The organism is Nocardioides sp. (genome assembly GCF_025965415.1).
Taxonomy (GTDB): Bacteria; Actinomycetota; Actinomycetes; order Propionibacteriales; family Nocardioidaceae; genus Nocardioides.
Genome location: NZ_JAOPWY010000124.1, coordinates 1 through 13,897, shown reverse-complemented (window position 1 = coordinate 13,897; position 13,897 = coordinate 1). Strand labels below are relative to the sequence as shown.

Here is a 13,897-nt window from a genome sequence, read left to right as displayed (position 1 = left end):
AACGGCACGACGACGTTCACCGGCACCGGCGTGACCTACGTCCCGGACGCCGACTACTGCAACACCGGCACCGGCGGCACGGCCGACACCTTCTCGTACGCCCTCAACGGCGGCTCGAGCGCGACGGCCTCCGTCACTGTGACGTGCGTCGACGATGCCCCGGTCGCCGTGGGCGACTCCCGCACCCTGATGGAGGACGCGGGTGCCACGGCCCTCGCGCCGGTGGGCAACGACACCGACGTCGACGGCGGGCCGACGTCGATCACGTCGGTCACCCAGCCGGCCAACGGCACCGTCGTCATCACCGGCGGCGGCACCGGGCTGACGTACGCCCCCAACGCGAACTTCTGCACCGCCCCCGACGCCGTCGACGCGTTCACCTACACGCTGAACGGCGTATCGACCGCGACGGTCAGCATGACCATCACCTGTGTGAACGACGCACCCGTCGCAGATGACGAGACCGTCGCCGGCGCCATCGGCAACACCACGCTCATCGGCAACGACTCGAGCGACGGAGCTCCCACGGTGGGCCACATCAGCCGCACGGTGAGTGCCGACCTGCTCGGCGGTGACAGCGACGTCGACGGCCCCGGACCGCTCGTCGTGACGGCGGGGACGTTCGCGACCAACGACGGTGGCTCGGTCGTCCTCGAGGCCGACGGCGACTTCGTCTACAGCCCGGCGGCCGCGACGAGCTGCACGGACACCAGCGACTTCTTCGACTACACGCTCTCCGACGGTGCCACCGTCCCTGCCACCGACACCGGTCGGGTGACGATCACGCTGACCGACTGTGTCTGGTACGTCTCCAACAACGCGACGGGCAACGCCGGTACGTCGAGCGCACCGTTCGACACGCTGGCCCAGGCGCAGACCGCCTCGACGGCCAACCACACGATCTACCTCTTCGATGGCGACAACACCGCGGCGGGCTACAGCACCGGCTTCGACCTCAAGGCGGGCCAGCGCCTGCTGGGCGAGGCCGCCGACCTCCAGGTCGCAGGCGCCCTCCTGCGCAGCGCCACGCCGACCGCGCGGCCGAGGATCGCCGACACCGACGCCGACGTCGTGGTCCTTGCGGCGGGCAACACGGTGCGCGGGATCGAGGTCGACCCGCAGGGTGCCGGAGGCGGCATCTTCGGCGGCGGCGCCGCCAGCAGCGGCACGATCCAGGACGTCACCGTCGACGACCTCGGGGTGCCCGGCACGCAACCCGGCCTCGAGCTCGACTCGACGACCGGCACCTGGGCCGTCAGCGGCCTCGTCGTCAAGAACGGTGGCTCGTCCGGGGCGACCGGCATCCGCCTCAACAACGCCGGGACCGTCAACCTGGGCACGGCCGTGGGACCCAACACCGTGAGCACGAGCTCGGCGAAGGCGCTCGACCTCACCGGCACCGCCCTCGGCACGAGCAGTGCCCTCGCCGAGGTCGTGGTCAGCGGCTCGGCCGTGGGGGCCGTCTCGCTGGTCGACACCACCGGCACGATCTCGCTGGGCGACGGATCCTCGGGCGACCTGTCGCTGACGAACCTCACCGGGGCCACAGCTGCGTTCCGCCTGGCGAACGCTGGGAACGTCACCGTGCCTGCCAGCGGCACGTCCAACGTGTCGATCACCGGCGGCCCGGCGATCGACGTCACCGGTACGCCCGGCGTGGGCCTGTCCTTCGACGACGTCGACTCGACCAGCAGCACCTCCGACGGCATCAACCTCTCCGGACTGGGTGCGGGCACGTTCAGCGCCGGCGCGGGCAGCACGATCACCAACTCCACAGCCGTGGCCTTCGACCTCGACGGCGGCAGCGGTGCGGTGACCTACGACGGCACCATCACCAGCGACGTCGGCAGGCTGGTCCGCGTCACCTCGACGACCGGCGGGACCAAGGACTTCAACGGCGCGATCACGGACAACGGCGACGGTGATGGCGGCGAGCTCGGCATCCAGCTCAGCGCCAACACCGGCGCGACCGTACGCCTGGACGGGGGCGTCGTGGTGCGCACCACGACCCAACCCGCCTTCACCGCGACCGGCGGCGGCACCGTCGCCGTCCCGGCGGCGGGCGGCGCGAACACCCTCGACGCGACCACCGGCACCCCGCTCACCGTCACCGGCACCGCCATCCACGGCGACGGGCTCACGTTCCGGCGCATCGCGTCCAACGGGGCCGCGAACGGCATCGTGCTCAGCGGGACGGGGGCGGGACGCCTCGCGGTGACGGGCGGCGGCGGGGCCTGCACCGTGGCCGCGCCGGCGTGCACCGGCGGCACCATCACGGGCTCGACCGGGGCCGGGATCTCCCTGACCAACGTCCCCGGTGGCACGAGCCTCGCCAGCATGCGGGTCACCCAGGGTGGCGACGACGGAATCCGCGCCACGACCGTGACCGACGTCGACCTGACCGACGTCCTCGTGACGGCCAACGGCAACAGCCACGCCGGCGGTCTCGAGGAGCGGGGTCTGGACTACCTCGACGTGACGGGCACGCCGCAGATCCTGCGCACGGTGGTCAGCGGGTCGGACGACTCCAACGCCCACATCAGGAACACCACGGGCACGACGACCCTGACCGTCGACGAGTCGACCTTCTCCGGCTCGAAGAACAACGCCGGTCTCCGGCTCCGGGGCGAGGGTTCGTCGACCATGACGGCGACGGTCGAGGGGAGCGTGTTCTCGCTCAACGCCGACCCGGGCTTCTCGATGCAGACCGACGCCGCCAACACGGCCCGGCAGACCCTGACGTTCAACGACAACGACGTCTCCGGCGGCAGCGCCAACGCCGTCCCGGGACGACCCCAGGTGTCGATCAACGCCGGCGGCGGCTCGACCGTCAAGGTCTCGGTGACGAACAACGACATCAAGAGCGCCGCCGGCGCGGAGCTCATCCTCAACACCATCCCCGGCCACACCGGCGTCTTCGACGCCAAGGTCGTCGGCAACGACATCAGTGACGCGCAGCCGGGTGCCCTCGACCCACTCGTCGACGGTGGCACGAGCATCTGGGGCTGGGCGCACGGGAGCGGGGCGACCCGGATGGAGATCCGCAACAACACGATCGCCAACTGGGGTGGGCGCGCGCTCGAGCTCTCCCACAACGACGGCACGGGCACGGCGGACTACACGGTGACGGGCAACCTGTTCAGCAACCCGGACGTCGGGGTCAACGTCTTCGAGGGCGTCTACATCGTCGCCGGCGGCGCGACCGGTGACACGAGCAACGTGTGTGTCGACCTCGAGAACAACACCGGGCTGGAGACGGCCGTGCAGCCGGCGGACCCGGACGTCCCCGACATCCTCATGGACCTGTGGGGGAGCGCCCAGCTGCGCTTCGCGGACGTGAACGTCGCCACGGTCGCGGCCGTGCAGGCGAGCCTCCTCGCCAAGAACCCGGGCAGCCCGGGTCTGACGTTCGACACCTTCAGCAACCCGCCCACCGCGACCCCCGCCACCGCCTGCACCCTGACGGTGGGCACCCCATGACGTACGACTGGACAGGAGAACGCCGTGGCTGAGCCGTTCCTCGCCGAGATTCGGCTGATGAGCTTTGCCTTCCCACCGAAGAGCTGGGCGCTGTGCGACGGCCAGCTCCTGCCGATCAACCAGAACCAGGCGTTGTTCAGCCTGCTGGGGACGACGTTCGGCGGCGACGGACGGGTCAACTTCGGGCTGCCGGACATGCGGGGCAGGGTGCCGATCCATGTGGGGTGGAGCCACACCCTCGGCGAGCGCGGTGGCGAGCAGGCGCACACCCTGTCGGTCGCCGAGCTGCCGACGCACACCCACCAGATGTCCGGTTCGAGCGCCGACGCCGACACCGTGATGCCCACCGGCAACGTCGTGGGTCGCTCCAGCCAGCTCTACGGGCCACCCGTCCAGCAGACCGTCCTGGATCCGTCGACCGACGGCAGCACGGGTGGGTCGCAGGCCCACCTCAACATGCAGCCGTTCCTGACCCTGTCGTTCTGCATCGCCCTGCAGGGCATCTTCCCGAGCCCGACCTGAGGACGTGACATGGCCCAGCCCTATGTAGGCGAGATCCGCATGTTCGCCGGCAACTTCGCACCCGCCGGATGGATGTTCTGCGAAGGTCAGCCGATGCCGATCTCCGAGAACGAGACGTTGTTCCAGCTCATCGGCACGACGTACGGCGGCGACGGCCAGTCCACCTTCGCCCTGCCTGACCTGAGGGGTCGCGTCCCGATCCACCAGGGCAACGGCTTCATCCTCGCGGAGACCGGCGGCGCGGAGTCGGTGACGCTGACCACCCAGCAGATCCCCGGCCACAGCCACCCGCTCGTCGCCAGCACCGCCGTCGGCTCGGCCGCCGACCCGTCGGGCAACGTCCTGGCCGCGAGCGGGTCGTCCAACGTCTACCGCCCGGCGCTTGCCGCGGCCCTGATGGCGACACAGTCGGTGGGCTCCACCGGCGGCTCGCAGCCGCACTCCAACATGCAGCCCTACCTCTGCCTCAACCACATCATCTCGCTCTACGGCCTCTTCCCCTCCCAGACGTAAAGGACCACCCATGGCAGACCCGTTCGTGGCGGAGATCCGGATCTTCCCGTTCAACTTCGCCCCCAAGGGCTGGGCGTGGTGCGACGGCCAGCTCCTGCCCCTGTCCCAGAACACCGCGCTCTTCTCCCTGCTCGGGACGACGTACGGCGGCAACGGCAAGTCGAACTTCGCGCTGCCCAACCTGCAGGGCAGCGCTCCGATGCAGCCCGGCCAGGGCCCCGGCCTCAGCCTCCACGACCTGGGGGAGACCGGCGGGAGCGAGACCGTGACGCTCCTCGAGAGCGAGATGCCGGCCCACACCCACGCCGTCAACGCCAGCTCGGGACCGGCGATCCTGCAAGCCCCGGCCGCCGACCGCGTGCTGGGTCGCGCCAACACCACCGTCTATCGCGCCAACCCCGACAACCCGGTCGCGCTCGCGCCGGAGGCGCTGGCTCCGGCCGGAGGGGACCAGCCGCACAACAACATGCAGCCCTACCTGACGTTCTACTTCAACATCGCCCTCCAGGGCGTCTTCCCGCCGAGGACCTGATCGCCATGACCGCCCTCGCCGGACCGCGACGCGTCGACGTCGCACTGCGGCCCTCGACCGACGCCGATCACGAGTTCCTCGTCGGCCTCTACGGGTCGACGCGCGACGAGGAGCTCTCCCAGGTGCCGTGGCCGCCCGGCCAGCGTGAGGCGTTCGTCCGGATGCAGTTCACCGCCCAGGACACCGAGTACCGCAGGCACAACCCGGACGGCTCCTTCGACGTCATCGAGGTCGACGGTCGCGCCGTCGGTCGTCTCATCGTCGACCGTCGCCCCGGGGACATCCGGATCGTCGACATCTCACTGCTCCCGGAGGCGCGCGGCGCCGGCATCGGTGGCCAGCTCATCGGCGCACTCGTCGACGAGGCGACCGCCACCGATCGCATCGTCAGCATCCACGTCGAGGCGCACAACCGTGCGGCCGCGCTCTACGCCCGGCTGGGCTTCACCGTGGCAGCCGACCTGGGTGTCTACCGCCGGATGGAGTGGACCTCGTGACCACCCGCCACGGACGGGCGTCAGGCGAAGGCCGCCTCGTAGCGCACGCTGTCAGCGTCGCGACCGAGCGGCACCAGGAACAGCTCCTGCTCGCCCAGCGTCGCGTGCGCCACGACGTAGGTGCCCTGCGGCAGCAACGGGTCCGCAGGTCCGCGGAAGACGAGCGAGAACTGCGTCCGCTCCTGGCCCTCGGGCCCCAACCCGCCCGGCTGCGCACTGGCCGTCGCCTCGACCAGCTCCACGGTGAGGACCTCGTCCGCGCCGACCGTCACTGCAAAGCCCTCGCCGACCAGGGGAGCGAAGTGCTCGTGCGTGAGCCACTCGATTCTCGTCACGCGCCGATGCTAGTCCCGCCCGCACTCGACCCCTCACGGAGCACGCCATGACCGATCTGTCCCGGAGGACCGTGCTGGGGGCGAGCGCTGCCGGCGCCGCCGTGCTGGCCGCCGGTCCCGTCGCCGAGGCCTCGGCCGCCCCGGCCGCCAAGGACCTCTACACGCGCCGCCGGTTCACCCGGCTGCGCGGCCGTACGTTCCTGCTGACCAGCCCGGCGGGGAGCTGGAGGGTCAAGCTGACGAACGTCAACGACCTGACCCATGCGGCCCGTGGCGAGCAGCACTCCTTCGCCCTGACCTTCCGTCGCGCGACCCCCGGACCGCCGCAGGGCACCTACACGTTGCGGCGCCCGGGCTTCAGCCCGACCGTCCTGTTCGTGGTGCCCAGCGACCGTCGTCGTCGCACCTACGAGGTCGTCGTCAACTAGTGGCGGCGTACTCCCGCGCGATCGCCGCACCGAGCCGCGCGTTGTGCTCGACGAGCGCGATGTTGGCGACCAGCGAGGACCCCTCGGTGATCTCGACGATGCGCCCGAGCAGGTAGGGCGTGGCGTCCTTGCCCGTGACGCCGAGGGCGTCCATGTCGGCGAGCGCGCGGTCGATGATGGCGCCGATCTCGTCGGCGGGGATCTCCGACTCGGCCGGGATCGGGTTGGCGACGACCACGCCGCCGTCCAGCCCGAGGTCCCACTTGGCCCGCATCAGCGCGGCGACCTCGGCGGGGGAGTCGACCCGCATCGGCGCACCGAAGCCCGACGAGCGGGAGAAGAACGACGGGAACTCGTCGGTGCCGTAGCCCAGCACGGGCACACCCAGGGTCTCGAGCTTCTCGAGGGTCAGGCCGATGTCGAGGATGCTCTTCACGCCGGCGCAGACCACGGCCACCGAGGTGGTCGAGAGCTCGGTGAGGTCCGCCGACACGTCGTACGACGTCTCCGCGCCGCGGTGGACCCCGCCGAGCCCGCCGGTCACGAACACGCCGATCCCCGCGAGGGCGGCCAGGCGCATCGTCGAGGCGACGGTCGTCGCGCCGTGCAGGCCGCGCGAGACGACGTACGGCAGGTCGCGGATCGACACCTTGACGACCGAGTCGTCGGAGGCGAGCAGCTCGAGGTCGTCGGCGGACAGGCCGATCGTCGGCGTGCCGTGGAGCACCGCGATCGTGGCGGGGATCGCACCGTTGTCGCGGACGATGCCCTCGACGGTGCGGGCCATCTCGACGTTCTGCGGGTAGGGCATGCCGTGGCTGATGATCGTGCTCTCCAGCGCGACGACCGGCTGGCCGGACGCGAGCGCGTCGCGGACCTCGTCGGTGACGGTCAGCATCTCAGGACTCCTCGGTGGTGGTCGACAAGACGGCGCCCAGGTCGGGGCGGACGGTGTGGGGGCTCTCGATGGTCGCGGCGGCGGCCCGGTGGCCCTCGCGGGCCGCGTCGACCGGGTCGGCCGCACGCAGCCACGCGGCGACCCAGGCCGCCAGCATCGCGTCACCGGCGCCGGTGACGTCGACGACCGTGGCCGGGACGGCGGGGAGGTGGACCGGCTCCTGGTCGCGGCTGCACATCCACGAGCCCTCGGCGCCGCTGCGCAGCCAGACGTGGGCGACTCCCCGCTCGTGGAGGTCCGCGACCGATGCGCGCCAGTCGGCAGCGGGGCGCCCGGTGAGCGCCGCCAGCTCGTCGGTGTTGGGGGTGACGAGGAAGAGGTCGCGCACCAGGTCGGCCAGCCGTGCGGCCTTGGCGACCGACACCGGCTCGAAGGCGACCGGCACGCCGGCCCGCGCAGCCGCCGACACGGCCTGGGCCGCCTGCGCGTGCGCCAGGTTGCCGTCGACCACGACCAGGGCGGCGTCCTCGAGGTGGAGGGTGTCGAGCTCGAGCCGGTCGATGATCTCCATGTCGGACACGGCCGCCACCAGCTCGCCACGGTCGTCGAGGACGGCGGTGTAGGTGCCCGTCCGGCCCGGCACCCGGCGAACGGCCCCGATGTCGGCGCCGCACGCGGCGGTCACCCGCAGCGCCTCGTCGCCGAACGCGTCGTCGCCCACGGCCGAGACGAGCCGGACCGGGGCGCCGAGCAGGCCGAGGCAGGCGGCGATGTTGCGGCCGACACCGCCGGGGGAGATGCGGGTGTGACCCGGGTTGCTGGTGGCTGGGACGAGGGGCGCGGACGTGCGCGCGACCACGTCCATGTTGGTGCCGCCGACGACCACCACCCACTGCTTCACGCGCAGATCCTGACAGAAGGGCCTGCGCCGCACTCACAGGATCCGCACAGGTGACTCCCACCCACGTGCCAGCCGGCGCGAGCACTGTCGGGTCATGGCGCTCACCCACGACCCGGCTCCCGCACCCGCCGCACCGCGGGCGCACGGCGTACGGCGGCTCGGTGTGCACGCCCGGCGCGACGCGGGCACCCGCCTCGCGGCCGCCAGCACCCTGTGGCTGTCGCTCCTCCTGGTGACGTGGTGGTGGGTGACCGGTGGCGGCATCGGCGACCTCGGCGCCTGGGCGACCGGCCTGCAGTCGATCGGCCGGATCACCGGCCTGGCCTCGGCGGTCCTGCTCCTCGCGCAGGTCCTGCTGATGGCGCGGGTGCCGGTGCTGGAGCGCGCCTTCGGCCAGGACGAGCTCGCCCGGATCCACCGGCTGGTGGGATTCACGTCCTTCAACCTCATGCTCGCGCACCTCGCCACGATCACGTGGGGATACGCAGGTGGGGCGCTGGCCTCGACACCGCGCACCCTCTGGGACCTCGTCGTCAACTACCCCGGCATGCTGCTCGCGACCGCGGCCACGGCGTGCCTGGTCATGGTCGTCGTGACGAGTATCCGGGCCGCCCGACGCAGGCTGCGCTACGAGTCGTGGCACCTGATGCACCTCTACGCCTACCTCGGCGTCGGGCTCGCGATCCCGCACCAGCTCTGGACCGGCGCCGACTTCACCTCCTCGCCGGGGCGCCAGGTCTTCTGGTGGTCGGCCTGGATCGCCGCCGCGGGCAGCGTGCTCGTGTGGCGGGTCGGCCTGCCCCTGTGGCGCAACCTGCGCCACGACCTCCGCGTCGCCGCCGTGGTCCCCGAGGGGGACGGCACCGTCTCGGTCCACGTGACCGGCCGCGCGCTGCACCGCCTGCCCGTCGAGGCCGGCCAGTTCTTCAGCTGGCGCTTCGGCGGCCGCCCCGGCCGCACCCGCGCCAACCCCTACTCGCTCTCCGCAGCCCCCGACGGCCGGTCGCTGCGGATCACCGTCCAGGACGTCGGCGACGGCAGCGCCGCGGCCGCCGGGCTGGCGGTGGGCTCCCGCGCCTGGGTCGAGGGACCCTACGGCCGGCTCAGCCCGCGCGCCCGCACCCAGCGCACGGTGCTGATGATCGGTGCGGGCGTCGGCATCACCCCGCTGCGGGCGCTGGCCGAGGGCCTGGAGTACGCCCCGGGCGAAGCGCTCGTCCTCTACCGCACGTCCTCGGCGCCGATCTTCGTCGACGAACTCAACGACCTGTCGCAGCGTCGCGGCCTCGTCGTCTGGGGGCTCCCGGGACGTCGACGGGCCCCCGACTCCTGGCTCGGCAGCGGCGTCGGGGCGACGACCGACCTGGCGGCACTGCGGTCCTGGGTCCCCGACGTCGCCGAGCGTGACGTCTTCGTCTGCGGCCCCCGCCCCTGGACCGACCTCGTGCTCCGCGACCTGAGGGGCGCCGGGGTGCCCGAGCACCACATCCACCTCGAGAACTTCGGCTGGTGAGTGCCGTGAAACGCATCGTCCTGTGGGGGCTGAGCACCCTCTCCGCCGTGGTCGTCCTCTTCGGCTACCACACCTCGACCTCCTCGGTCATGGCCACCAGCACCGAGTCGGCGTTCTCCGGCTCCCTGCAGGGGCAGGCCACCTCCGGGACCGGGTCGAGCACGACGACCAGCGGCGCGGCGCCGCCGAGCGACAGCACCTCGGGCTCGGCCGACGGGGCCTCGTCGGGGTCCTCGTCCGGCACGAGCACGGTCACCGGCGCCGCGGCCCAGACCCGCTACGGCCCCGTGCAGGTGCAGCTCGAGGTCTCGGGCTCGACCATCACCAACGTCAGCGTCCTGCAGTACCCCGACAGCGACGGCCGCGACCTCCAGATCAGCAGCTACTCCCTGCCCCGGCTCATCCAGGGGACCCTGGACGCGCAGGGCAGCGGGGTGTCGATGGTCAGCGGCGCGACCTACACCAGCCAGGGCTACCTGCAGTCGCTCCAGAGCGCGATCGACCAGGGCGGGCTGTGAGCACCGCGATGACCGCCCCCGCGATCACCCGTCGCGTCGAGCAGGTGATGGGCATGCCGATCAGCCTCGCCCTGCGCGGCCGGCACGCCGGCGACGCGACCGGCGAGGCCGCCTGGCAGGAGGCGCTGGCCGAGCTGCGCCGGGTGGACGAGGTCTTCAGCACCTGGCGACCTCACAGCCAGGTCTCGCGCCTGGGCCGCGGTGAGATCACCCTCGACGGGTGCGACCCCGCGGTGGCCGAGGTGCTCCGGCTCGGCGACGACGCCCGGCTGTCGTCGGACGGCGCGTTCGACATCTGGCTGCCGGACGCGGACGGCGTACGCCGGCTCGACCCCAGCGGCGTGGTGAAGGGCTGGGCGGTCGACCGGGCGGTGGCCCCGCTGCTCGCGCTGGCCGACACCGACGTGTGCCTCTCGGCCGGTGGCGACATGGTCTGCCATGTCGCCGACCCCGACGGGGAGCCTTGGTCGATCGGCATCGAGGACCCCCTGGACCCCACCCGGCTCGTGGCCCGGGTGCCCGTGCACTGCGGGGCCGTCGCCACCTCCGGCTCGGCCCACCGGGGGGCCCACGTGGTCGACGCGCGGTCTGGACGAGCGCAGGACGCACTGGCGTCCGTCACCGTCATCGGGGCACACCTGACCGGTGTCGACATCGACGCCACCACCGCCCTGGCCCTCGGCGTCGACGGCCCCGCCTGGCTGCGCTCGCGCCTGCGGACCGCGGTCGTCGTCCGGGCGGACGGTCGCGCGGAGACCGTGGCCTGAGGCGTCAGATCTCGTCGTCGACGTACGTCGGGCTCGCCACGCGCAGTCCGGCGAGGGTCAGCGGCACCGAGGTCAGCATCAGCAGCACGATCACCAGCGACCAGCCGCCCGTGGCGTCGTGGATCAGCCCGACGACGAAGGGCCCGATCGCGGCGAGGGCGTAGCCCACGGGCTGCACGAAGCCGGAGAGCTGTGCGGTCACCGACGGGTGGCGCGTGCGTGCGGTGATCAGCGCGATCGCGGTCGGGAACGCCAGCCCGGAGAGGCCGAGCATCAGCGCCCAGAGCCATGGGAGGGTCGCCGGTGCGACGAGCAGGCCGGCGTAGCCGAGGGCGAGCATCACGCCGAACGACACCATCCACGCGTGCAGCCCGCGGCTGCGCGCGATCACCGTCGGCATGGCCAGCGCCCCGATGATGCCGACGCTGGAGAGCAGCGCCTGGAGCGCGCCGGCTGAGGAGGCGGAGATGCCGGCGTCGCGGTAGATCTGCGGCAGCCAGCCGAACTGGACGTAGGCGTGCATCGACTGCACGCCGAAGAGCACGGTGAGCGCGACGGCGGTGGGGGAGTGCGCGACCCGCCCGGTGGGCGCCTCGCCGCTGATGGCGTGCTCGGTGGGAGAGCGGTGCTCGCGCAGCGCGAGCCACGCCCACAGCGGCACCGCCACCAGCACCAGCAGGCCCCACATGCCCAGGCCGGTCTGCCACGAGTCGCGCGCCTCCGTGACCGGCGCGGTGGCGAGCGCGCCGATGGTGCCACCCACCACGAGCCCGGTGCCGTAGGCCGTCATCAGCACCACCGCGTGGCCGTGCGCCTTGATCCAGGCGGGGACGAGCACGTTGCCGACCGCCATGCCGGCCAGGGCGAGGACGGTCAGGAGCAGGAAGACCGGCACGCTGCCGGTCGTGACGCGCAGCAGCAGCCCGGCCGCGGCAGCAGTGAGGCCGATCGCGATCCCGGCGGTCATCCCGACCCGACGGGCGAAGCCCACCGCCAGCGCGCCGACGAGCCCGAAGCAGAGCCCGGGGAGCCCGGTCATCGCACCGGCGACGCCGGCGCTCATGCCCAGCCCCTGGCGTACCTCCTCCAGCACCGGGCCGGGCGACGCCGCACCGGGCCTGAGGTTGATCGAGACGAGGACGACGGCGGCGAGCAGGATGCCGAAGGGGACGGATGTTCTGCGGGGAGGGTCAGCGGCGTCGGACACGTGCACGGACTCTAGGGAGCACCAGCAGCGCGCCGAGGACGAGGGTCGCCACGACCACGAAGGCCGTCGCGGTGCCCTGCCCGCTGGCCTGGCGCAGGAGCATGCCGCCCACCAGGGTCCCCAGCCAGACGACGACGCCCGAGGCGATCGCCGCCGGGGGCCGGCGGGTGACCCGGAGCGCGGTCCACGCGACCAGCGTGCCGACGAGGAAGGGCCACGCGGTGGTCCACCAGCCGCCGGGCGTCAGCGTGCCGTAGTGGCTGAGTCGTCCGACCACGGCGAAGACGCCGACGAGCAGGAGGTCCATCAGCAGCCACATGGGTCCGACCCTAGGTGGGGCGTGGATACGCTCGTGCCATGAGGTGGGACGCATGAGGTCGACGGTGCACTGGGCGGTTGCGCACGGCCTCCCGACCCTGTTCCTGCGCCGCGCCGCCGACCAGGGTGACCTCCAGGCCCGCCTGATCCGCGTGGGGTCGCTGGGCACTGACGAGGTGTTCGACCTGGTCGAGGAGATCCGGTCGCAGGGCCCGCTCTACCGCTCCCGGATCGGCCACGTCGCCACCAGCCACGGCGCCGTACGCCAGCTGCTGACCAGCGACGACTTCCGCACCGGGCTGCCCAACAACGAGGGCACGCTCGGCAGGATCGCGCGCTGGGCGGCCCCGGACACCCTGCACCCCGTCGAGCCGCCGTCCCTCCTGGTGACCGAGCCGCCCGACCACACGCGCTACCGCAAGCTCGTCACGCGGGTCTTCACCATGCGTGCGGTGGAGCGGCTGCGCGAGCGCACCGAGGAGATCGCGGCCGACCTGCTCGACGACCTCGAGCCGCGCGCGAGCAGCAGCGTCGACCTGGTCGAGGCCTACTGCGCCCAGCTGCCGGTGACCGTGATCGCGGAGATCCTCGGGGTGCCGGAGGCGGAGCGCGGGCGCGTCCTGGACTTCGGCTCGGCGGCGGCGCCCAGCCTCGACCTCGGCCTCGGGTGGCGGCGCTATCGGTCCGTGTCGCGGGCGCTCGAGCAGTTCGACGCGTGGCTCGGCACCCACCTCGACAACCTGCGGCGCGAGCCCGGGGACAACCTCCTCAGCCAGCTCGTCACCGTGCGCGACGAGGGACAGGGGCTCAGCGAGTCCGAGCTGAAGGCGACCGCGGGGCTGGTCCTGGCGGCGGGCTTCGAGACCACGGTCAACCTCCTCGGCAACGGCATCGCGCAGCTGCACGACCACCCCGAGGAGCGCGCCCGCGTCGTCGCCGACCCGTCGTTGTGGACCAACGTCGTGGAGGAGTCGCTGCGACTCGACCCGCCGGTGCTGCTCACCGGTCGGATGGCGCTGCGCGACACCGAGCTCGCCGGTCAGCCGGTGCGCGCCGGGTCGCTGGTGACCGCCATCCTCGGCGGCGCCAACCGCGATCCGGAGGTCTTCGCCGACCCGCTGCGCTTCGACGTCGGCCGGACCAACGCGCGTGAGCACATCGCCTTCTCGGCCGGGCGGCACCACTGCCTCGGCGCCCAGCTCGCCCGGATGGAGGGCGAGGTCGGGTTGCGCGCGATCTGGGACCGCTTCCCCGACCTGCGGCTCGACCCCGGCGCCCGGCGCCGCGAGACCCGCATCCTGCGCGGCTTCGAGAGGCTCCCGGCGACGCTGCGTCCCTAGGTGTGATGCCCAGCCAGGTTGTTCAACCTGGCGATGGGGGCGGCCTTCCCGATTGCTGAGTGGGGCCGGTGGTGGTTGTACTCGTGGATCCATGCTGGCAGAGCGGCGAGTCGGGCGGATTCGGAGTT

Annotated in this window: 16 protein-coding genes; 10 read left to right on the top strand and 6 right to left on the bottom strand. The window is 72.5% G+C overall.

Annotated features, from left to right (window positions below; translation table 11 throughout):
- The 5 genes from JWN97_RS13485 to JWN97_RS13465 form a co-directional block, all read left to right on the top strand.
- A partial coding sequence (locus JWN97_RS13485) for an Ig-like domain-containing protein (protein WP_297623367.1) occupies nucleotides 1–3,480 on the top strand: 3,480 nt, incomplete at its 5' end.
- Nucleotides 3,481–3,504: 24 nt separating this feature from the next.
- Nucleotides 3,505–4,002, top strand: a complete 498-nt coding sequence (locus JWN97_RS13480) for a tail fiber protein (RefSeq protein ID WP_297623365.1) — start codon at nucleotides 3,505–3,507, stop codon at nucleotides 4,000–4,002.
- A gap of 9 nt (nucleotides 4,003–4,011) precedes the next feature.
- Nucleotides 4,012–4,515: a tail fiber protein gene (locus tag JWN97_RS13475; protein ID WP_297623363.1), complete on the top strand. Its 504-nt coding sequence runs from the start codon at nucleotides 4,012–4,014 to the stop codon at nucleotides 4,513–4,515.
- 10 nt (nucleotides 4,516–4,525) lie between these two features.
- On the top strand, nucleotides 4,526–5,047 hold the full coding sequence (locus JWN97_RS13470) for a tail fiber protein (protein WP_297623361.1): 522 nt from the start codon (nucleotides 4,526–4,528) through the stop codon (nucleotides 5,045–5,047).
- 5 nt (nucleotides 5,048–5,052) lie between these two features.
- Complete coding sequence (locus JWN97_RS13465; RefSeq protein ID WP_297623359.1) at nucleotides 5,053–5,544, top strand: GNAT family N-acetyltransferase; 492 nt, start codon at nucleotides 5,053–5,055, stop codon at nucleotides 5,542–5,544.
- Nucleotides 5,545–5,564: 20 nt separating this feature from the next.
- On the opposite strand, the gene JWN97_RS13460 is transcribed toward JWN97_RS13465, so the two are convergent.
- Nucleotides 5,565–5,879 carry a hypothetical protein gene (locus tag JWN97_RS13460; protein ID WP_297623357.1) on the bottom strand — a complete coding sequence of 105 codons (315 nt, stop codon included), beginning with the start codon at nucleotides 5,877–5,879 and terminating at the stop codon, nucleotides 5,565–5,567.
- Between the two features lie 47 nt (nucleotides 5,880–5,926).
- Here JWN97_RS13460 and JWN97_RS13455 point away from each other — a divergent pair, with 47 nt between their 5' ends.
- Nucleotides 5,927–6,307 (top strand): twin-arginine translocation signal domain-containing protein, encoded by a 381-nt coding sequence (locus JWN97_RS13455; RefSeq protein WP_297623355.1) that lies wholly within the window; start codon nucleotides 5,927–5,929, stop codon nucleotides 6,305–6,307.
- Here the strand turns inward: JWN97_RS13455 and JWN97_RS13450 are convergent.
- A complete protein-coding gene (locus JWN97_RS13450; protein WP_297623353.1) occupies nucleotides 6,300–7,205 on the bottom strand; it encodes a pseudouridine-5'-phosphate glycosidase in 906 nt (301 codons plus the stop codon). The two genes, JWN97_RS13455 and JWN97_RS13450, sit on opposite strands and share 8 nt — an antisense overlap.
- Nucleotide 7,206: 1 nt before the next feature.
- Nucleotides 7,207–8,106, bottom strand: a complete 900-nt coding sequence (locus tag JWN97_RS13445) for a carbohydrate kinase family protein (protein WP_297623351.1) — start codon at nucleotides 8,104–8,106, stop codon at nucleotides 7,207–7,209.
- A gap of 94 nt (nucleotides 8,107–8,200) precedes the next feature.
- Between JWN97_RS13445 and JWN97_RS13440 the strand changes: the two genes are divergently transcribed.
- Genes JWN97_RS13440 through JWN97_RS13430 form a run of 3 tightly spaced genes read left to right on the top strand, consistent with a single transcriptional unit; the run spans nucleotide 8,201 to nucleotide 10,904 of the window.
- Nucleotides 8,201–9,619 carry a ferredoxin reductase family protein gene (locus JWN97_RS13440; protein WP_297623349.1) on the top strand — a complete coding sequence of 473 codons (1,419 nt, stop codon included), beginning with the start codon at nucleotides 8,201–8,203 and terminating at the stop codon, nucleotides 9,617–9,619.
- A gap of 5 nt (nucleotides 9,620–9,624) precedes the next feature.
- Nucleotides 9,625–10,137, top strand: a complete 513-nt coding sequence (locus JWN97_RS13435; protein WP_297623347.1) for an FMN-binding protein — start codon at nucleotides 9,625–9,627, stop codon at nucleotides 10,135–10,137.
- A complete protein-coding gene (locus JWN97_RS13430) occupies nucleotides 10,134–10,904 on the top strand; it encodes an FAD:protein FMN transferase (RefSeq protein WP_297623345.1) in 771 nt (256 codons plus the stop codon). The genes JWN97_RS13435 and JWN97_RS13430 overlap by 4 nt, the downstream gene beginning before the upstream one ends.
- 4 nt (nucleotides 10,905–10,908) lie before the next feature.
- On the opposite strand, the gene JWN97_RS13425 is transcribed toward JWN97_RS13430, so the two are convergent.
- Together JWN97_RS13425 and JWN97_RS13420 are read right to left on the bottom strand one after the other, a co-directional pair.
- Nucleotides 10,909–12,111: an MFS transporter gene (locus tag JWN97_RS13425; RefSeq protein ID WP_297623343.1), complete on the bottom strand. Its 1,203-nt coding sequence runs from the start codon at nucleotides 12,109–12,111 to the stop codon at nucleotides 10,909–10,911.
- On the bottom strand, nucleotides 12,095–12,430 hold the full coding sequence (locus JWN97_RS13420; protein ID WP_297623341.1) for a DUF3054 domain-containing protein: 336 nt from the start codon (nucleotides 12,428–12,430) through the stop codon (nucleotides 12,095–12,097). Before JWN97_RS13420 ends, JWN97_RS13425 begins: the two co-directional genes overlap by 17 nt.
- Nucleotides 12,431–12,482: 52 nt before the next feature.
- Here JWN97_RS13420 and JWN97_RS13415 point away from each other — a divergent pair, with 52 nt between their 5' ends.
- Nucleotides 12,483–13,769, top strand: a complete 1,287-nt coding sequence (locus JWN97_RS13415) for a cytochrome P450 (protein ID WP_297623339.1) — start codon at nucleotides 12,483–12,485, stop codon at nucleotides 13,767–13,769.
- Here the strand turns inward: JWN97_RS13415 and JWN97_RS13410 are convergent.
- A partial coding sequence (locus tag JWN97_RS13410; RefSeq protein WP_297623369.1) for an integrase core domain-containing protein occupies nucleotides 13,766–13,897 on the bottom strand: 132 nt, incomplete at its 5' end. The two genes, JWN97_RS13415 and JWN97_RS13410, sit on opposite strands and share 4 nt — an antisense overlap.

Excerpts from the sequence above, each read along its gene's own strand:
- JWN97_RS13465 (WP_297623359.1), top strand. The coding sequence starts at position 5,053 with ATGACCGCCCTCGCCGGACCGCGACGCGTCGACGTCGCACTGCGGCCC.
- JWN97_RS13475 (WP_297623363.1), top strand. The coding sequence starts at position 4,012 with ATGGCCCAGCCCTATGTAGGCGAGATCCGCATGTTCGCCGGCAACTTC.
- JWN97_RS13450 (WP_297623353.1), bottom strand. The coding sequence starts at position 7,205 with ATGCTGACCGTCACCGACGAGGTCCGCGACGCGCTCGCGTCCGGCCAG.
- JWN97_RS13420 (WP_297623341.1), bottom strand. The coding sequence starts at position 12,430 with ATGTGGCTGCTGATGGACCTCCTGCTCGTCGGCGTCTTCGCCGTGGTC.
- JWN97_RS13440 (WP_297623349.1), top strand. The coding sequence starts at position 8,201 with ATGGCGCTCACCCACGACCCGGCTCCCGCACCCGCCGCACCGCGGGCG.
- JWN97_RS13455 (WP_297623355.1), top strand. The coding sequence starts at position 5,927 with ATGACCGATCTGTCCCGGAGGACCGTGCTGGGGGCGAGCGCTGCCGGC.
- JWN97_RS13415 (WP_297623339.1), top strand. The coding sequence starts at position 12,483 with ATGAGGTCGACGGTGCACTGGGCGGTTGCGCACGGCCTCCCGACCCTG.
- JWN97_RS13470 (WP_297623361.1), top strand. The coding sequence starts at position 4,526 with ATGGCAGACCCGTTCGTGGCGGAGATCCGGATCTTCCCGTTCAACTTC.